Source organism: Trichocoleus desertorum ATA4-8-CV12 (assembly GCA_019358975.1).
In the GTDB taxonomy this organism is placed as follows: Bacteria; Cyanobacteriota; Cyanobacteriia; order FACHB-46; family FACHB-46; genus Trichocoleus; species Trichocoleus desertorum_A.
This window is the reverse complement of the sequence record JAHHIL010000016.1, coordinates 1-14,180: the sequence shown is the minus strand read 5'-3', so window position 1 is coordinate 14,180 and position 14,180 is coordinate 1. Positions and strand designations below refer to the sequence as shown.

Here is a 14,180-nt window from a genome sequence, read left to right as displayed (position 1 = left end):
AAGACGGTTAATGAGTCATCTACGGCCTAAGCTGCCGACCGATACCTTAAGTGGCTATCTCTTGGGAGGATTATTTGCAGGCGATCGCGCGTACAATCCGCGTACAATCAAAGGGCTAAAAGATGATTGAGATATTGTCTCCATGTGCCAACTGTTGGGAATGAATTGCAACGTACCCACCGATATCTGCTTTTCATTTGAAGGTTTTTCAGCGCGCGGTGGCAAAACCGATGAACACCAAGATGGTTGGGGAATTGCCTTCTTTGAGGGGTTAGGGTGTCGTTTATTTCTAGATGAAAAACCTTCCTCTACCTCCCCAGTAGCTGAGCTGGTGCGGCAGTATCCAATCAAATCCACCCATGTGATCGCCCATATCCGCAAAGCGACGTTTGGGGTTGTGGCACTAGAAAACTGTCATCCCTTCCGCCGGGAACTGTGGGGGCGGTATTGGATCATGGCTCACAACGGCGACTTACCCGACTTTTATCCCGAAAACAGTGGCTTTTATCGCCCCGTAGGCCAAACCGACAGTGAGCGGGCTTTTTGCTTGATTATGAATACTTTGCGGCAAGCTTTTCCAGAGGGCAAACCACCTTTAGAGCAACTTTATCCAGTCCTGCAAGAAGTCACTGGCACGATCGCCCAGCAAGGCACCTTCAACTACTTGCTCTCTGATGGCGAACATTTCTTTGCCCACTGCTCTACCAAACTTTGCTACATCGTGCGGCAAGCTCCCTTTGCAGCAGCCCATCTCATTGATGCTGACCTCACCGTAGATTTTCAGGAGCTGACCACCCCTCGCGATCGCGTTGCGATTATTGCCACTGTGCCGCTGACCGATAACGAAGTTTGGACTTCCTTTCAGCCAGGAGAACTGCTGGTCTTTCGAGATGGCTTACCCCTGAAACCAGAGACGGCTGCAACACCCACTCGCGATCGCCCAAGTTAGGCAAACTCAGCTTAGGCAAACCCAAGTTAGGCATAATTTAGAGCGCTTAATCACGCGATCGTAAACTTTGGTTTCATTGTCATCCAAGCTACAAAATCGGAGTATTCTGTTAATAGAAGCTAATTAGCTTCTGAGACGAGTAAATCGTTACGTTGCACGTCAAGAGGAGGTCAAAAATTAATTCCTCATCTTATCTACTGGGCCAAATTACCGCTGCATTTAAACTGGTTCTTAGTATTTTCTCTCCACTTTAAATGGGAGCTCTGTTGCTGATAGTTTCACTGAAATTTACGCTTCAATGAAGTCTTACATCAGCCCAACTCCAAGTAAACTCAACCTATGTGGGAAAGCCAATCACAAGAATCGTTCTGGGTCGTAAGTAGTCCAGTCTCCGAATCGATGCAGATTGCAAATAAGTTCTTTGCGAATTTATCAACCAAACTTACAACAGCATCCAATTCTGTTTCTCATATCTCCCTTCTGGATTAAAAGAGAGCCTCGTTGCTGATACTTTCCCTAAAAAGATTTAGTTCAAATCTTTTTTCAGCACAACTCTAGGCAAGCTCACCTTATTGGAGGAGATTATTGTAAGGAACGATTCTGGATGCTGTTGTTTGTTGATTTAAAGCATGGAATTGAGTAATTTATTAGCTAATTCCCTCGTTCAAGATATTGCGGCCACGGCAGTTACCTTTGCGATCGCTCTCAGTTGGCTCAAGCTAATAAACACGCTGGCGCAACGAGGCTGGCTAGAACAAAAACTCAGTCGTAAAATTATTCATATTGGCACGGGGCCGTTGTTTGTCCTCTGCTGGCATCTCTACAGCGAGCAGGCGATCGCGCGGTATTTTGCAGCTCTGGTACCTCTTGCAATTACCCTCCAGTTTTTGGCCATTGGCACCCAACTGATTGCTGACCCTGCCGCCGTCCAAGCTATGACCCGTGAGGGCAAGCCAGCCGAAATTCTGCGCGGGCCGTTGTATTACGGCATTGCCTTTATTCTCTGCACAGTGTTGTTCTGGCGCAACTCTCCTATAGGCATTTTGGCTTTGATGCTGATGTGTGGCGGTGATGGCTTAGCAGATATTGTGGGACGACGGCTGGGCAAACACAAGCTACCCTTTAGCCCCGATAAAAGCTGGGCAGGCTCAACGGCTATGTTTTTGGGCAGTTTTGGGTTTGGCTTAGGCTTTCTAATTCTCTTTAATCACCTGGGGCACTTTCAGCCGCCTATCAATCTTATGAACACTACAGGAGCCGTTGCTGCGATCGCATTTGTAGCAACTCTTGTAGAAGCTCTACCATTTCCAGATATTGACAACATTACGTTAGGAGTGGTGGCGATCGCGATGGGGTTGTGGCTGTTATAGCCCGTTTCTATCTACGTTTTGCCTTCATGGCCCTAGATTCTATGGTTAAGGTGGGGATATCATGCAACTCCCTGTCGCTGAGGCTGTATTGCTCACAAACCAAGCTCAGCCGCATTCCAGAAGTCTTTACGGCATTGACAGAATGGGTCAAATCCCCTTGAAAACACACTAGCGTATTCGCTTGAGGCTTTACCTGCCCCACCTGCTGCTTTTGGCGACGTAAGACCAATTCTCCACCCTCTAGATTGGTTGGTACCTGTACATAGAGCACGCTCACCATCATGGGCGGTTCTACCGTTTTGCAATAAGACCGCAACGAGCGATCGATATGTGGATCGACACGTGAGCCTTCCTTTAGTAATAGGGGATTGAGGTAAAAGGCGTTGCAATGGGGTAGTAAGGCTCGGTCTAGATAAGGTTTAAAGAAAGGGAATTGCCGCTCCACCTCTCCTAGTTCTGAGCGTTGAAACACGACTGAAAACCCTTTGGTTCCTACAAAGTCACGGTTGAGATTATTCACCGCTAAGTAAGAACAGGCGAGAATTTGGCTTCGTAGGTCGTTGAGGTATTGAGTGGGAAAAACATCCCGATCTTGAGAGTAGTATTTCAAGCGCTTGAACTAATCTAGGTTGAGAGGTGGAGCGTTTCTAGCATATCCAATTCATGGGTAGTCGCAACCCTAACTTACTCTGTCACCGCACGCGCCACGCGAGATTGGAAAAGCGCCTGAAAGTTGGCCTGCCTTTCTGCTGCGGGTTCAGGGGTTTGCTCCCAAAGACTTTCGTAGTAGAAGAAGGAGACGCCTAAACCGCGATCGCGAGCAGCCGTGACTTTTGACTGAATCAAGGACATCGGCATGGGTTTGTTTCTCAAGCCTGTCAGCACCCCAACTCCTGTAGGAATTTTTTGGCTGGCCTCTTGAAGTTCCGAGCGGGTAATTTGTCCTAGAAAACTCTGCATATCAGGACGATACACCTGCACGATCAGCTCATCCACGATATCCTTTCGCACCCAACTTAGCCAGTCTTGCAGATAGCCGCTATAGGCGGAGTCATAGGGGTTAGGAGACACAGAGAAGATAGCATTTGGCTTTCTTTCCTTAACTGCTTTATTGAGCTGAGCCATGAAGGTCGTAATTTTATCAGCCCGCCAGCGCATCCACTCTGGATCACGAGCATTGGCTGGAGCGTCTTTCTTAGTTTCCTGTTTGTACAAAGCTAAGGTATGGCGATCGTAACCGAACTCAACAGGTAAGCTCATGTGGTCATCAAACTGAATGCCATCGACATCGTATTGAGTCACGGCTTCTAGCACCAGATCGGCAATAAACTGCTGCACCTCTGGCAAGAAAGGATTCAACCACATCACCTCACCAGCATCAATTTCTGTGGTTAGGCTACCGTCGCGGCGGTGGGTGAACCACTCAGGACGATTAGCTGCCAACTCCGAAACCGCAGGTGCCATGAAACCGAACTCAAACCAAGGAATAACGAGTAATCCTTTTTGATGGGCCTGAGTGATCAGATCTGCTAGGATATCCTGCCCTTGTAAACCTTTGCGGACAAAAGGCTGGATCTCATGGCGTTGAGCGACGGCGCTGGGATACAGCACATACCCCGAATTCCAAATTACAGGATAAAGCGTATTGAAGTTCAGTTGAGCCAGTTGACCCACAGCATCCTGTAGCTTGACGTGATCTCTGAGAATGTCATTGTCATTCTCAGTCATCCAAACCCCACGGATTTCCTGATGAGTTTTTGGTACAGGTTGTGGGACGCTAACCTCTGGGAGGAGCACCTCTGGAAAGGGCGCTAATTCTGGGGTTGGAGTTTGGGCGATCGCTTTGGTAGGCTGCCCCGCTAGCAAAACAGTCAGGGACGCTGCCAAGCAGAACAAGAAGCAAGACTTAAGCGATTGCTGCCAGCCTTTGGAAAAGAAGCGTAGTGGTCGTTTCATTGGCTTGAATGAATGGGCTACCCAGTTTTGCGATCGCATGCTTTCGTAGTGAAATCCAAGTCAACTATTGTATAGGTATTTGTAATTACAACAAAATCGCCCGTTTAACCGGACTTACCCAATAAATAATTGTGGACGATGAAACACTAAAGCCATTGGATCTCAAATTTATCCTGACCATTCCCATAGACCAAAGTTCCGTAACGCTGCCAATAAGCGATTTCTTCTGGAGTCAAAGCAGGAGTTTGTACAACGCTAAGATTGGCCGTCAATTCTGTTAAGTTGGCAGGTGAAGTTAAAACCACTGGGATTGCAGAAGGCTGTAGCGAAAAGCGATAGCAGTCAGTGGCGCTAGGAGGATCATGAGGCCAAGTAGCTGGCGATCGCAACAGAGTACCCCAACGAGTGGCGGTAAATGCCACGACAGGGATATCCGCTTGAGCTGCGGCTGGCAAAACATCAACCTCTGCTTTGCGATGGGCCATGTTGTAGCGATGCATTAGGACATCACAGCGCTGATTTTGGATCATCTCCAAGGCGATCGCGCGATTGTGCGTGCTAACTCCCACATAACGAATATATCCCTGCGCTCTCCATCTATATAGCTCCTCTAGAGCTGCGCCCATCTCCTTAGGATCATCGCTGGGAGATATATATTGCGCGAAAAATACATCTACTACATCGGTCGCTAATGTCTGTCTCACTTGATCGAGATACTCTCTGAGAGCGGTGAGACTGCGCTGCTCACTTCCTGTTGCAATACATAAGGCTGCTCGTTGGGCGATCGCGAGTGATTTCAACGCCTTCAAGAAATGCTCGGCACCTAAGTTATAGAAGAAAAAGTAGTTGACTCCAGCCGCGAATGCTTGAGACACACAAGCTGATTCCTGCACCCGTCGGCTAGCTAAGCCCAGGCAACTAATGGATTTTCCTGCAAGTGTTGTCAGTTCCATTACCTGAGCTAAACGGTGCAAGCTGTAATGATCAATTCGAATCTGTATGAATTCCTGTCGTTTCTTTAGAACCTGGCGCAGGTGGTTCATCTGGCTGGGCGTGGGAAGCTACGTTGGCCTGGACAGCGACAGTGCGAACACCCTTAATCTCTTTCGCTAAAGGTTCGATTTTGTTGAGTTGTTCCTCGTCTACTACTGTGCCAGCAATAGTAACAGCTCCTTCTTCCGCAGTGATGGTTAGCTCGCTTTGGGGTAAATTGGCTTCCAACTTCGAGCGCACTTCGCTTTGCAGATCATTATCGGTTTTGTTGGCATCGCCTCCGGTGGCGTTGTTGCGTTGTTCAGCGGCACGAATATCAGAATTTAGTTGCCTTCTTCGCAGTTCGGAGGTGGCATCATCTTGATTATTCTGGGCAACGGGTTCTTTTAGGTTGCTCTCTGGCTGAGTTGCCGTGTCGGGCGAACTGGTACTGGTTCTAGCGGTGTCACAAGCTGCTAAGCCTAGGACTAAAACACCGCTTAGAAACAAGGGAATTAACTTTTTCATGATTTTGTCTACTAAAACTATGATTCATCAGACCTTATTGGAGGGCGATCGCTGCTCAAGCATCAAGACTCAATCTCTGAGAGGCGATCGCGGTCCTTAGGCATAGAACTAAATTCGATCTTTAGGAAGGCGATCGCGGTCTACATCCACCGCAGGATGCCCTTCCGTTTCAACGTGGATTTCTTCACGACGTACTGTATCTTCAGCCTTAACCACATCCTGGGTAACTTCTTTCCGTAGGTTGACTTCCTCACGGACAACTACCTGTTTGTGGATTTCTGGCGTTTCTTCGTACACTTCAACCCGAAGGATTTCCCCGGATTGAAAGCTCGTCTCATCAACAGCTACGGATCTGTCGGCACCCTCTGGAATGACACGTTCGACAATCACCCGTTCTCGTTCAATTGGAGTTTCAATCCGCACCGTTTCAGTTTCAACGTGCTTACCAATTGTGACTTCTCCTGCTTTTTGACGGGTTTTGTCGGCGACCAGTCGTTCTTCGTACAAATCAATGGATTGGGTATCCCGCACATCCAAATCAGGTTGAGGGGTTGAGGGGGTCGCACTGGTTTGATCTAGAACGCGATCGCGAGGGGTGGTTGCAGGACGATCCGCTAGCCTTGTATCCCCTAGAGCAGCGGTGCTAGGTGTGTCATGATGGGAGGCATCATAAACGCCCCATTCTTGAATACCGCGACGGTGAAGAATTTGTTCAGCACGCCGCAGTTCTACGTCTGTGCCTTCGACCATTACCAAGTAATCACCTTGAGCCACGCGATCGCTATAGACTTTAGCTCGTTCTTCAGGGATACCTAGCCCAACTAAAGCCCCCAACAAGCCTCCTGTGGCAGCCCCAATCGCTGTGCCTGAGAGGGTAGTGGCTAAAACAGTTGCGCCTGCTCCTGCTAGCATGACTGGCCCAAGGCCTGGAATTGCCAGGAAACCGAGGCCAACCAGTAGACCTGTGATGCCGCCCAAAGTACCGCCCGTAATAGCACCTGTCTTTGCGCCTTCATCGGCTTTATTCCCAACGTGATGCGTAACTTCAGTATTAGCTAGCCGCTCATGGCTGTGGCTTGAATCTTTAGCGACCACAGAAACTTTATCCATTGGGAACCCACTATCTCGTAGCTCCCTTAATGCCGGTTCTGCCTGCTCGCGGCTCGAAAATATACCGATCGCTCTTCTATGTTGTCCTAAAGCCATTTCTCCCTCCCGGTTCAGAGTATTTTTTAAAGAACTATTTTTCAAAAGTATCTTCAGTCCACATGATAGGGGACTAAAAAAAAGAATTTACGACAGAAATTTTAGGCGATCGCACAAACTCAAAGATTTTATTTTGTCACTATGTTTTTGTAAAACGGTTATAAGCTGACAACTCTCTAATCTTGTTACACTAAAGTCCATTGAGCATTCATCCATAGATGTAATCTCTTACCCGTTGATCACTCGTTTGATAGACATAAGAATTGATGTCAACCTAGCCACAAAAACGGCTGAGTTTGACAAGCTTGATTGGAGTGTTGTATAGCCCTACCTAACGAATTCCCAACAAAATTGGCAATTGGGCTGTGTCGTTATAGCGTAAATTGCTCAGCTCTTTAGAATAGAGCGCTACTGATGGGCCTCCATCCAAATTCAGCACATTCAAGCGCTTTCCTACAAAAATTTGTAGTGATAACAAATAATTGGCTAGGTCATCTAATCGGACAGGTTTTCTCACAGTGATGAAATACTTCGTTTTATCGTCCGTTGTAGCTAGGAGCGATCGCGTATAGGGAGCAGATCCGTTAAGACTGTTAGCAATGTAATTTTTAGCTACCTGATTATTCTCTACAACGATTGGGCCTGATTGGAACTCAGTCACCCCATTGCTGCGGCTAGGAGTAAAGTTTTGGTAGTCCACAAATTGAAGTTGCTGAGTTTTTGTGTTGTACACCGCCACATGAGTGAGCTGAGGGTCTTGTTTAATAGAGGCATAGTTCTGGCCCAAAATCCACAACCAGCCCGCGTGTTTTGCTTTAGCATAAGTGCCATCAAAAAAGGAGCCATTGATCACATATTGATAGTTCTGCTTCTCGGCTAGTGTTTTTACAACATCGGCCTTTTCAGGGATATAAATCAAATCGAAACCACCTGACAGTTGCGCAATCGTCATTCCATACTGATTAAATTCATAAACCTCGATCGCTTCAGTCTTAAAGTGTTGATCAGCCCTAACATTGGCAGGTTTGGTTTCTTGGCAAGCAATGACAATACTTAGACAGCAAAATGAGATTACACAAAACAGAATAATATTGATTGACTTTTTGAACCTAATGTTCAACTTCATACCTCTAATCCTCCTAACCAAGTTTGGGCTGCTTGGGGCGATCGCTCTTGCACTCACTAGTCATCATTCGGCCTATTAGTGGGAATTCTAGGCTCAGCCCGTCTATCGCGTATTGCAACCAGTAGTTGAGCTTGTGTTTCTATTAACCATTACCCTAATCTCTTTTTTGGCAGGTCTCTTTACAGGTCGAGTCTTAGCTCGGCGGGGTTTCACCGCTGCCAACGCCCTACAGCACCATCAAAAGCAGGTCTATGTCATTAGTCTACTGGCACTAGGCATTGGGACTCTGCTAAGTATTGTTCTAGTAGCAGGGCGCAGCAGTCCTTTGGTACCCAACTTCCTTTTGCTATATGTGGGAACTTACATTTGGGATGTTATTTTAGCGGTTTGCTGCTTCTGTACTGGGCTAATCCTATCGCTAGAGTTACCAGCATGGAAAGATGTACAACGCCTACAACAACTGATTTTGTTTCTACTGGTGAGCTTGTCGGCAACTTGCTTCTTGGTGTACTACCAGTTGCCAATTACCAACTTGGTACAAGCCGCTAGAGTTTCAGAGGAAGTTGTGCTGCAAACTACTCCTTACAGTTGTGCTGCGGCATCTATCGCCACAGTCGCTCAACTAGTGAATCCCAATACACCCATTACTGAATTAGATGTGGTGCAACTAGCTGGAACTAGCCGTAGGGGTACAAGTACGATCGCTGAAATCCATGCCATGCAGGCTCTAGGATTATCTCCCCAATACGAGCGTAATTTAAGCATTCAAGATTTGGTGAACCGTCAGCAACTCGCTGTTTTGCATGTGATGGAGCCTGTAGGAGCAGCCAAAATCTCCCATGCGATCGCTCTGTTGGCAATTGATCCTGCAAAACAAACCCTATTGCTGGGCAATCCCATCTATGGCAGACAAGTAAAAACCTTTACTGAGATGCAAGACTATTGGCTAAAAGAGGCTGTTTTCGTCTCTGGTTCGCTGATTAGAGATCACTAGCCCAGTCCTTCGAGCCAAGTTTGGGCGGCCTGGGGCGATCGCCTGCGTCGGTGATTTGGTGGGCTTCGCAGTACTCTTGCAGGGCGCAATCTCGCTCTTCCTCGCTACATTCAACTGCTGCGATCGCTTGGTCGATGATGAGTTGCCGACAAAACTGCGGAAACAGTTCATACCCAATCAGCAGGGGAAGCATCTCTGCCGTTGTCACAAGGCGATCGCCGATTTGCACCAATCCACTCATAGTGCTAATTCTTACGGGGGTGAGGAAAGAACAGATGAAGCTATTTCAAGCTCCGATTCAGATTTCTTTACCGACAGAGAGAAGTCTATAGAATTTCACTGGTATTTTGAGAACGAGTCAGAATCAGTTCAGTACAACCACTGTTGAAGAGTTAGGGAGCGATCTGAACGGACTAAGGGTTTGGGAGACGATTCCGTTTCTGAAAGTCAAGGCCAGAGCAGCTAACGGTTTGAGGTGTTTCGTGACCTCAACCCAGCTTACTGAGGGCGATCACACTGAGAACGCTTAGTTAAACACTTGAAGAAAACAGCTCAGTCTCTCGGTTTTGAAGTTGTGCCCCAGTCTTCTAGTGTCGAAAATATTTCTTGAAGGATATCTTTATGGAGCTTCCTCTAAGAAAACCTCCATTTCCACCTCTGTGGTATCAATATTTACTCTAATTATAGCGATGGTTTTGTCGTCCTCTGCTTGTTCTCCAGGAACATAATCTTCAATTACATAAAAATTGTCCTGATAGCTAGCCCTTGATACTACCTTCTCTTTGACAGTTTCAGGGATAATATAGCGGCGTAATACTTCTCTGGCGAACGTCCGAGCTATGCCTTCCAATCGAACAGTTGAAAGTTTCTTAGCCTTATCTACTCCCTTCTCCTCACCAATCCGGGGAAGGAAAACTTCAATAGCAGAATCACCAGTAACCGCATGAACTCTAATTGTAGCTATAATTCCGTCTTCAGGCTTTTCTTCGGGAACGTAAAGGTGAAATACATGGCAATCATCTTCAAAGCCTGTAGTTAAATGCAAATTGTTTTTAATGCCATCTGGTAAGCTATATTCACTTAGAGCTTGCTTTGAAAGTTCTTGAGCTATACGTCTAACTCTTTCAATTGGTATTTTCTTCATTTCAACCGTTCTCTTATAGTTTTGTGATAAGCGGGAATAAATCTGCCCACATATCATAATCACTTATCTAACTTTTTCCAGACATTGATTCGCGGCTGATTGAAGGTTACAACAAGCTTCTCATTACAATGTAAGTCAATCACTTCGAGTAACTTGTTCAATATTCCCACTACCATGAAGTGCGATCGCCCTCAGTAGGTTGGGTTTCCTCCGTCAACCCAACATCCCTCTATCCACGATTCATCATTCATATCTCATGGTATCTTTGGGCAGCAGGGTATCTTCCGCTCCCCAATCAACCTCATAGATTCCTCTGTTTACATACCCATGAAAACTTGAATACTGCCAATCCTTGGGGTGTTTGACAAGCTGATGATGCACCGGATTGTAATGAATGTAATCTACATGGCGCATCAAATCCGGCTCATCTCGAATTTGATGCTCCCAGAAGCGGCGCTGCCATACCGCTTGTTCCTTTTTATTGAGCCGAGAGTCATTTCGCTGCCGTTTGTACCGCTCAGGACAAGCGCGAGTAAACGTGGTTTTGATCAATCGCCAGCGAGTGGAAAAATCAGCATCACCGGGCGGGAGAGACCAAACACAATGCAGATGGTCTGGAAGAACGACAATGGCCTCAATGGTAAACGGGTGAGTGGCTTTAACGGTGCGAAAAGCCTGCCGTAATGAATCAATTGTTTCAGGCACATGAAACACTCTCTGCCGTTGATAGGTGACAACGGTAAAGAAGTAGGTGGCTCCTGGTGTGGTGGCACGACGATAGTGCATCTGATTGCCCAATTCAGCTATCACTAGTATGGGCATTGTAGATGAGTCAGCTAACCGTTTGAGCTGTTGGGTTTTGTGACCTCAACCCAACCTACTGAAGGCGATCGTACTTTACAGATCAATGCTCACGTAAAATTACAACCTCTCCAGGAGCTGCTCTCGGATAATCATGTAACAAGTGTTGATAAACATCCGTCAAGTGTTCTTTAAGAGGCTGGTAGGATTCGTCTAACAAGTAGTCATGAAAAGTGTTAAATGCCTCATCAAATTCACACCCAACCAATTTACGAACAAAACTTTCTGATCCAGCTATGACAAAGTAGTCAAGTTTTGTAAAGAGAATCATCCAGTCAGGCTTTCCTGCGTAAAGAGCACACCAGTAGAAGCTATATAGACTATCAAATTCCTCAATAGCCTCTAATGTTGTTGGAAGCAACACTCCCTCAAAACCTTCATTACCTGCCATCGACTCCAAGGCAACACCAATCATGTTTTGATAACCGTATTCCGAAACTGTTTGCCATAATCGAACGCAATCGTCATGATCAAAATGATCACTACTTTCGCAAGGTATGGCTACCCATCCTGGCTGTTTAATCATTGAAACATCATCTGAACCAGGCAATGCAATCACTACCTTCTCAATTTGTTTGCGGGCAACATCGAGATTGCCAGAGGTAGTTAAAGGTTGCAGAAATCGTATAGTCATATAGCAATCCTAAGTGACTTGTGAGAAGCAGCCATAAGTGGAAAGTTTTGGGAAATCAAAGGTTTGCTGATGGGTCACGAACTCAAATAGGAACTTAACGGCCTTAAATGATTGACATAAGTGGTAGTACTCTCGAATGAATCGCTTGGCGTGCAACCAAATATCTTCAATCGGGTGCTGCTTGGGGTCATTCGGAGCAAACCAGAGACAAGTGATTTTCCACTGGGACTCATCAAGTCCTTGGTTAACTGATTCGAGATCCTCTTTCACCTCTTGGGAGCGATGATAGCTGGCTCCATCCCAAATCAAGGCAATCCGACTGTGAGGACATTGACTCAGCAGATACTGGAGAAACGCAATCGTGCCCTCGGAATTGCCTGCCACTGCCCTTTGAATCAGGCAGCGTCGAGTGTGAATATCCACTGCCCCATAGTAGGTTTGCTTGAGTCGTTCGTTGAGCAGGGGAAGCTCGATGCGTTCGTCCGTTTTGCCCCACACATACCCACACAAGTCGCCCCACAGCAGATGACATTCATCCGCAAAGAAGACCACTAACGCCCCGCAGAGGATCTCACGCCGACGTGCCTCCAACCAGGCAGTAATTTCTTGTTTTTTTCTCTATCAACTCTGGGTCTGCCTGCGGATTGCGCTTTTGCGTTTTCTTCCAGCTAATCCCTGCTTGCTCAAACCGGGTGTAGTAACTTTGCTTGGAGTCAAACACCACCTCATACTCCTGCTCCAGGTGCGCTTGGAGTTCGGCCAGATTCCAATAATTCTTGTGCTTCAACCAGGCGATCGCGGCCTGTCGCTGCTCTAGTTTTAGGGACCCGACTGAGCCTGAGTATCTTAGTTTCAACCCAGCGACCCCCGCCTGTTCGTAGCTCTGAGTCCATTTGCTAATGAAGCCTGAACTGACGCCTAAACTCTCACCAATCTCCCGATGCTTATACCCTTGAAGAAACATCTGAACGGCGATCGCTCGCTTGAGTTCACGCGCATCGGGATTGGAGCGAATGAAGTCAGTCAGGTCGTCTAGCATCAGTCATTTCAGGGATTTTTTAGTTCCTTCTGTGTTCTCATAAATGGCTTGGGATTGCTATATATGGTGCTTCAAATCAGGCTCATTTTAAATTTGATGCTCCCAGAAGCGACGCTGCCATACGGCTTCTTTTTATCGAGCTGAGAGTGATTTCGCTGCCGTTTGTACCGCTCAGGACAAGCGCGAGTAAACGTGGTTTTGATCAATCGCCAGCGAGTGGAAAAATCAGCATCACCGGGAGGGAGAGACCAAACACAATGCAGATGGTTTAAAAGAACGACAATGGCTTCGATGGTAAACGGGTGAGTGGCTTTAACGATGCGAAAAGCCTGCCGTAACGACTTAAGTGTTTCATGTTCCTGGAACACTTTCTGCCCTTGATAGGTGACAACGGTAAAGAAACAGGTAGCTCCTGGCGTAGTGGCACGACGTATGAGGAATGCTTAAACGTTGGGAAATGTTTCGAGCCAACGTTGTTTTGCCAGAACCCGTAGTCCCAACCACCGCAATACGCTCCATGCAGCCTCTGGTTCTATAACAATACGACTCTAATCTCTACAAAACTTTGAGAATCAATTCCCTGAATCCTCAAAAACCAAGCTGAGAAAGCGATCGCCCACGGGTTTGAAGGTGAAGCCTTCGCGCTTCCCACCCGGAAGGGTATCTTCGATGCTGCACTTAAGCCTTGATGGTACAATTTCACGGCTGCCTCCTGCCTGTTTACTTATGGCTGTGCGTACCGACCAAGACTCTCCCTGGAAAGATATTCTCCGCCAGTACTTTCCAGAGGCGATCGCGTTTTTCTTTCCGGAGCTGCATCCCCTGATTGACTGGAAGCAGCCACTAGAGTTTTTGGATAAGGAATTCCAGCAGATCGCCCCTGATACAGAAATTGGCAAACGCTATGCCGACCTGTTGGTTAAAGTCTGGCGCAAGCGCGGGAAGGCGTTGTTCTTGCTCCTGCATGTGGAGGTGCAAGCCAAACCGGAAGCCAATTTCGCCGAACGCATGTTTGTCTATGCCCTGCGAATCTTTGACCGCTTTCGTCAACCTGCGGTCAGTTTAGCGATTTTGTGTGACGCTAAAGCAGAGTGGCGACCCAACCGCTACGAGTTCAGCTACCCAGGCACCCAATTGTCATTTCAATTTGCCACGGTCAAGTTGCTGGACTATCAAGCGAAATGGGGTGAGTTAGAAGCCAACCGGAACCCCTTTGCTACTGTAGTCATGGCCCATCTCAAGGCACAGGAGACGAAGCGCAATGCTAACCAGCGTAGGGGGTTGCAAATAAATAACACCCCTGTCAAGCAGGAAGAATGGTGATATCCCATTTGGGTAAAGTTTCAGACCGTTGCCAGAAGGGGAGATAGGATTCTAATTCCTCAGCCAGCAATTTGATTC

Annotated in this window: 16 protein-coding genes; 4 read left to right on the top strand and 12 right to left on the bottom strand. The window is 47.1% G+C overall.

Features of this window, described 5'->3' with window-relative positions; genetic code table 11:
* Positions 1–142: 142 nt before the first annotated feature.
* Entirely contained in the window at positions 143–949 is an 807-nt protein-coding gene (locus KME12_13490; GenBank protein MBW4488794.1) for a class II glutamine amidotransferase, read from the top strand.
* A 629-nt stretch (positions 950–1,578) separates the two neighbouring features.
* Positions 1,579–2,319, top strand: a complete 741-nt coding sequence (locus tag KME12_13485; protein ID MBW4488793.1) for a phosphatidate cytidylyltransferase — start codon at positions 1,579–1,581, stop codon at positions 2,317–2,319.
* A 7-nt stretch (positions 2,320–2,326) separates the two neighbouring features.
* Here the strand turns inward: KME12_13485 and KME12_13480 are convergent, their stop codons facing one another.
* From KME12_13480 to KME12_13455, 6 genes are all read right to left on the bottom strand, one after another.
* Positions 2,327–2,929 (bottom strand): 2OG-Fe(II) oxygenase, encoded by a 603-nt coding sequence (locus KME12_13480; GenBank protein ID MBW4488792.1) that lies wholly within the window; start codon positions 2,927–2,929, stop codon positions 2,327–2,329.
* Between the two features lie 74 nt (positions 2,930–3,003).
* Positions 3,004–4,275, bottom strand: coding sequence for a glycoside hydrolase family 10 protein (locus KME12_13475; GenBank protein ID MBW4488791.1), 1,272 nt, complete (start codon positions 4,273–4,275; stop codon positions 3,004–3,006).
* A 146-nt stretch (positions 4,276–4,421) separates the two neighbouring features.
* Entirely contained in the window at positions 4,422–5,228 is an 807-nt protein-coding gene (locus KME12_13470) for an aldo/keto reductase (protein MBW4488790.1), read from the bottom strand.
* Positions 5,229–5,259: 31 nt separating this feature from the next.
* Positions 5,260–5,775, bottom strand: a complete 516-nt coding sequence (locus tag KME12_13465; protein MBW4488789.1) for a BON domain-containing protein — start codon at positions 5,773–5,775, stop codon at positions 5,260–5,262.
* Positions 5,776–5,883: 108 nt separating this feature from the next.
* Positions 5,884–6,981 carry a YsnF/AvaK domain-containing protein gene (locus KME12_13460; protein ID MBW4488788.1) on the bottom strand — a complete coding sequence of 366 codons (1,098 nt, stop codon included), beginning with the start codon at positions 6,979–6,981 and terminating at the stop codon, positions 5,884–5,886.
* Between the two features lie 331 nt (positions 6,982–7,312).
* Positions 7,313–8,107, bottom strand: a complete 795-nt coding sequence (locus KME12_13455; protein MBW4488787.1) for a phosphodiester glycosidase family protein — start codon at positions 8,105–8,107, stop codon at positions 7,313–7,315.
* A gap of 133 nt (positions 8,108–8,240) precedes the next feature.
* Between KME12_13455 and KME12_13450 the strand changes: the two genes are divergently transcribed.
* Positions 8,241–9,101: a hypothetical protein gene (locus KME12_13450; GenBank protein ID MBW4488786.1), complete on the top strand. Its 861-nt coding sequence runs from the start codon at positions 8,241–8,243 to the stop codon at positions 9,099–9,101.
* Here KME12_13450 and KME12_13445 read toward each other — a convergent pair.
* From KME12_13445 to KME12_13420, 6 genes are all read right to left on the bottom strand, one after another.
* On the bottom strand, positions 9,088–9,342 hold the full coding sequence (locus tag KME12_13445; GenBank protein ID MBW4488785.1) for a hypothetical protein: 255 nt from the start codon (positions 9,340–9,342) through the stop codon (positions 9,088–9,090). The genes KME12_13450 and KME12_13445 overlap by 14 nt on opposite strands.
* Before the next feature lie 378 nt (positions 9,343–9,720).
* Entirely contained in the window at positions 9,721–10,245 is a 525-nt protein-coding gene (locus tag KME12_13440; protein ID MBW4488784.1) for a hypothetical protein, read from the bottom strand.
* Positions 10,246–10,488: 243 nt separating this feature from the next.
* Positions 10,489–11,031 carry a transposase gene (locus tag KME12_13435; GenBank protein MBW4488783.1) on the bottom strand — a complete coding sequence of 181 codons (543 nt, stop codon included), beginning with the start codon at positions 11,029–11,031 and terminating at the stop codon, positions 10,489–10,491.
* A gap of 118 nt (positions 11,032–11,149) precedes the next feature.
* Complete coding sequence (locus KME12_13430) at positions 11,150–11,740, bottom strand: hypothetical protein (GenBank protein MBW4488782.1); 591 nt, start codon at positions 11,738–11,740, stop codon at positions 11,150–11,152.
* Between the two features lie 9 nt (positions 11,741–11,749).
* Positions 11,750–12,779 (bottom strand): IS630 family transposase gene (locus KME12_13425; protein ID MBW4488781.1). Its coding sequence is split into 2 segments (ribosomal slippage): positions 11,750–12,350 and positions 12,349–12,779, totalling 1,032 coding nucleotides; the frame shifts between segments, so codons are not numbered across the junction.
* A 71-nt stretch (positions 12,780–12,850) separates the two neighbouring features.
* Positions 12,851–13,147, bottom strand: a complete 297-nt coding sequence (locus KME12_13420; GenBank protein ID MBW4488780.1) for a hypothetical protein — start codon at positions 13,145–13,147, stop codon at positions 12,851–12,853.
* A 358-nt stretch (positions 13,148–13,505) separates the two neighbouring features.
* Here KME12_13420 and KME12_13415 point away from each other — a divergent pair, with 358 nt between their 5' ends.
* Positions 13,506–14,102 carry a hypothetical protein gene (locus tag KME12_13415; GenBank protein MBW4488779.1) on the top strand — a complete coding sequence of 199 codons (597 nt, stop codon included), beginning with the start codon at positions 13,506–13,508 and terminating at the stop codon, positions 14,100–14,102.
* Positions 14,103–14,180 lie beyond the last annotated feature (78 nt).

Bases quoted from the DNA above. Each gene is read 5' to 3' on its own strand.
- KME12_13445 (MBW4488785.1), bottom strand. From the start codon at position 9,342: ATGAGTGGATTGGTGCAAATCGGCGATCGCCTTGTGACAACGGCAGAG.
- KME12_13485 (MBW4488793.1), top strand. From the start codon at position 1,579: ATGGAATTGAGTAATTTATTAGCTAATTCCCTCGTTCAAGATATTGCG.
- KME12_13430 (MBW4488782.1), bottom strand. From the start codon at position 11,740: ATGACTATACGATTTCTGCAACCTTTAACTACCTCTGGCAATCTCGAT.
- KME12_13440 (MBW4488784.1), bottom strand. From the start codon at position 10,245: ATGAAGAAAATACCAATTGAAAGAGTTAGACGTATAGCTCAAGAACTT.
- KME12_13460 (MBW4488788.1), bottom strand. From the start codon at position 6,981: ATGGCTTTAGGACAACATAGAAGAGCGATCGGTATATTTTCGAGCCGC.
- KME12_13465 (MBW4488789.1), bottom strand. From the start codon at position 5,775: ATGAAAAAGTTAATTCCCTTGTTTCTAAGCGGTGTTTTAGTCCTAGGC.
- KME12_13415 (MBW4488779.1), top strand. From the start codon at position 13,506: ATGGCTGTGCGTACCGACCAAGACTCTCCCTGGAAAGATATTCTCCGC.
- KME12_13455 (MBW4488787.1), bottom strand. From the start codon at position 8,107: ATGAAGTTGAACATTAGGTTCAAAAAGTCAATCAATATTATTCTGTTT.
- KME12_13490 (MBW4488794.1), top strand. From the start codon at position 143: ATGTGCCAACTGTTGGGAATGAATTGCAACGTACCCACCGATATCTGC.
- KME12_13470 (MBW4488790.1), bottom strand. From the start codon at position 5,228: ATGGAACTGACAACACTTGCAGGAAAATCCATTAGTTGCCTGGGCTTA.
- KME12_13475 (MBW4488791.1), bottom strand. From the start codon at position 4,275: ATGAAACGACCACTACGCTTCTTTTCCAAAGGCTGGCAGCAATCGCTT.
- KME12_13435 (MBW4488783.1), bottom strand. From the start codon at position 11,031: ATGCACTATCGTCGTGCCACCACACCAGGAGCCACCTACTTCTTTACC.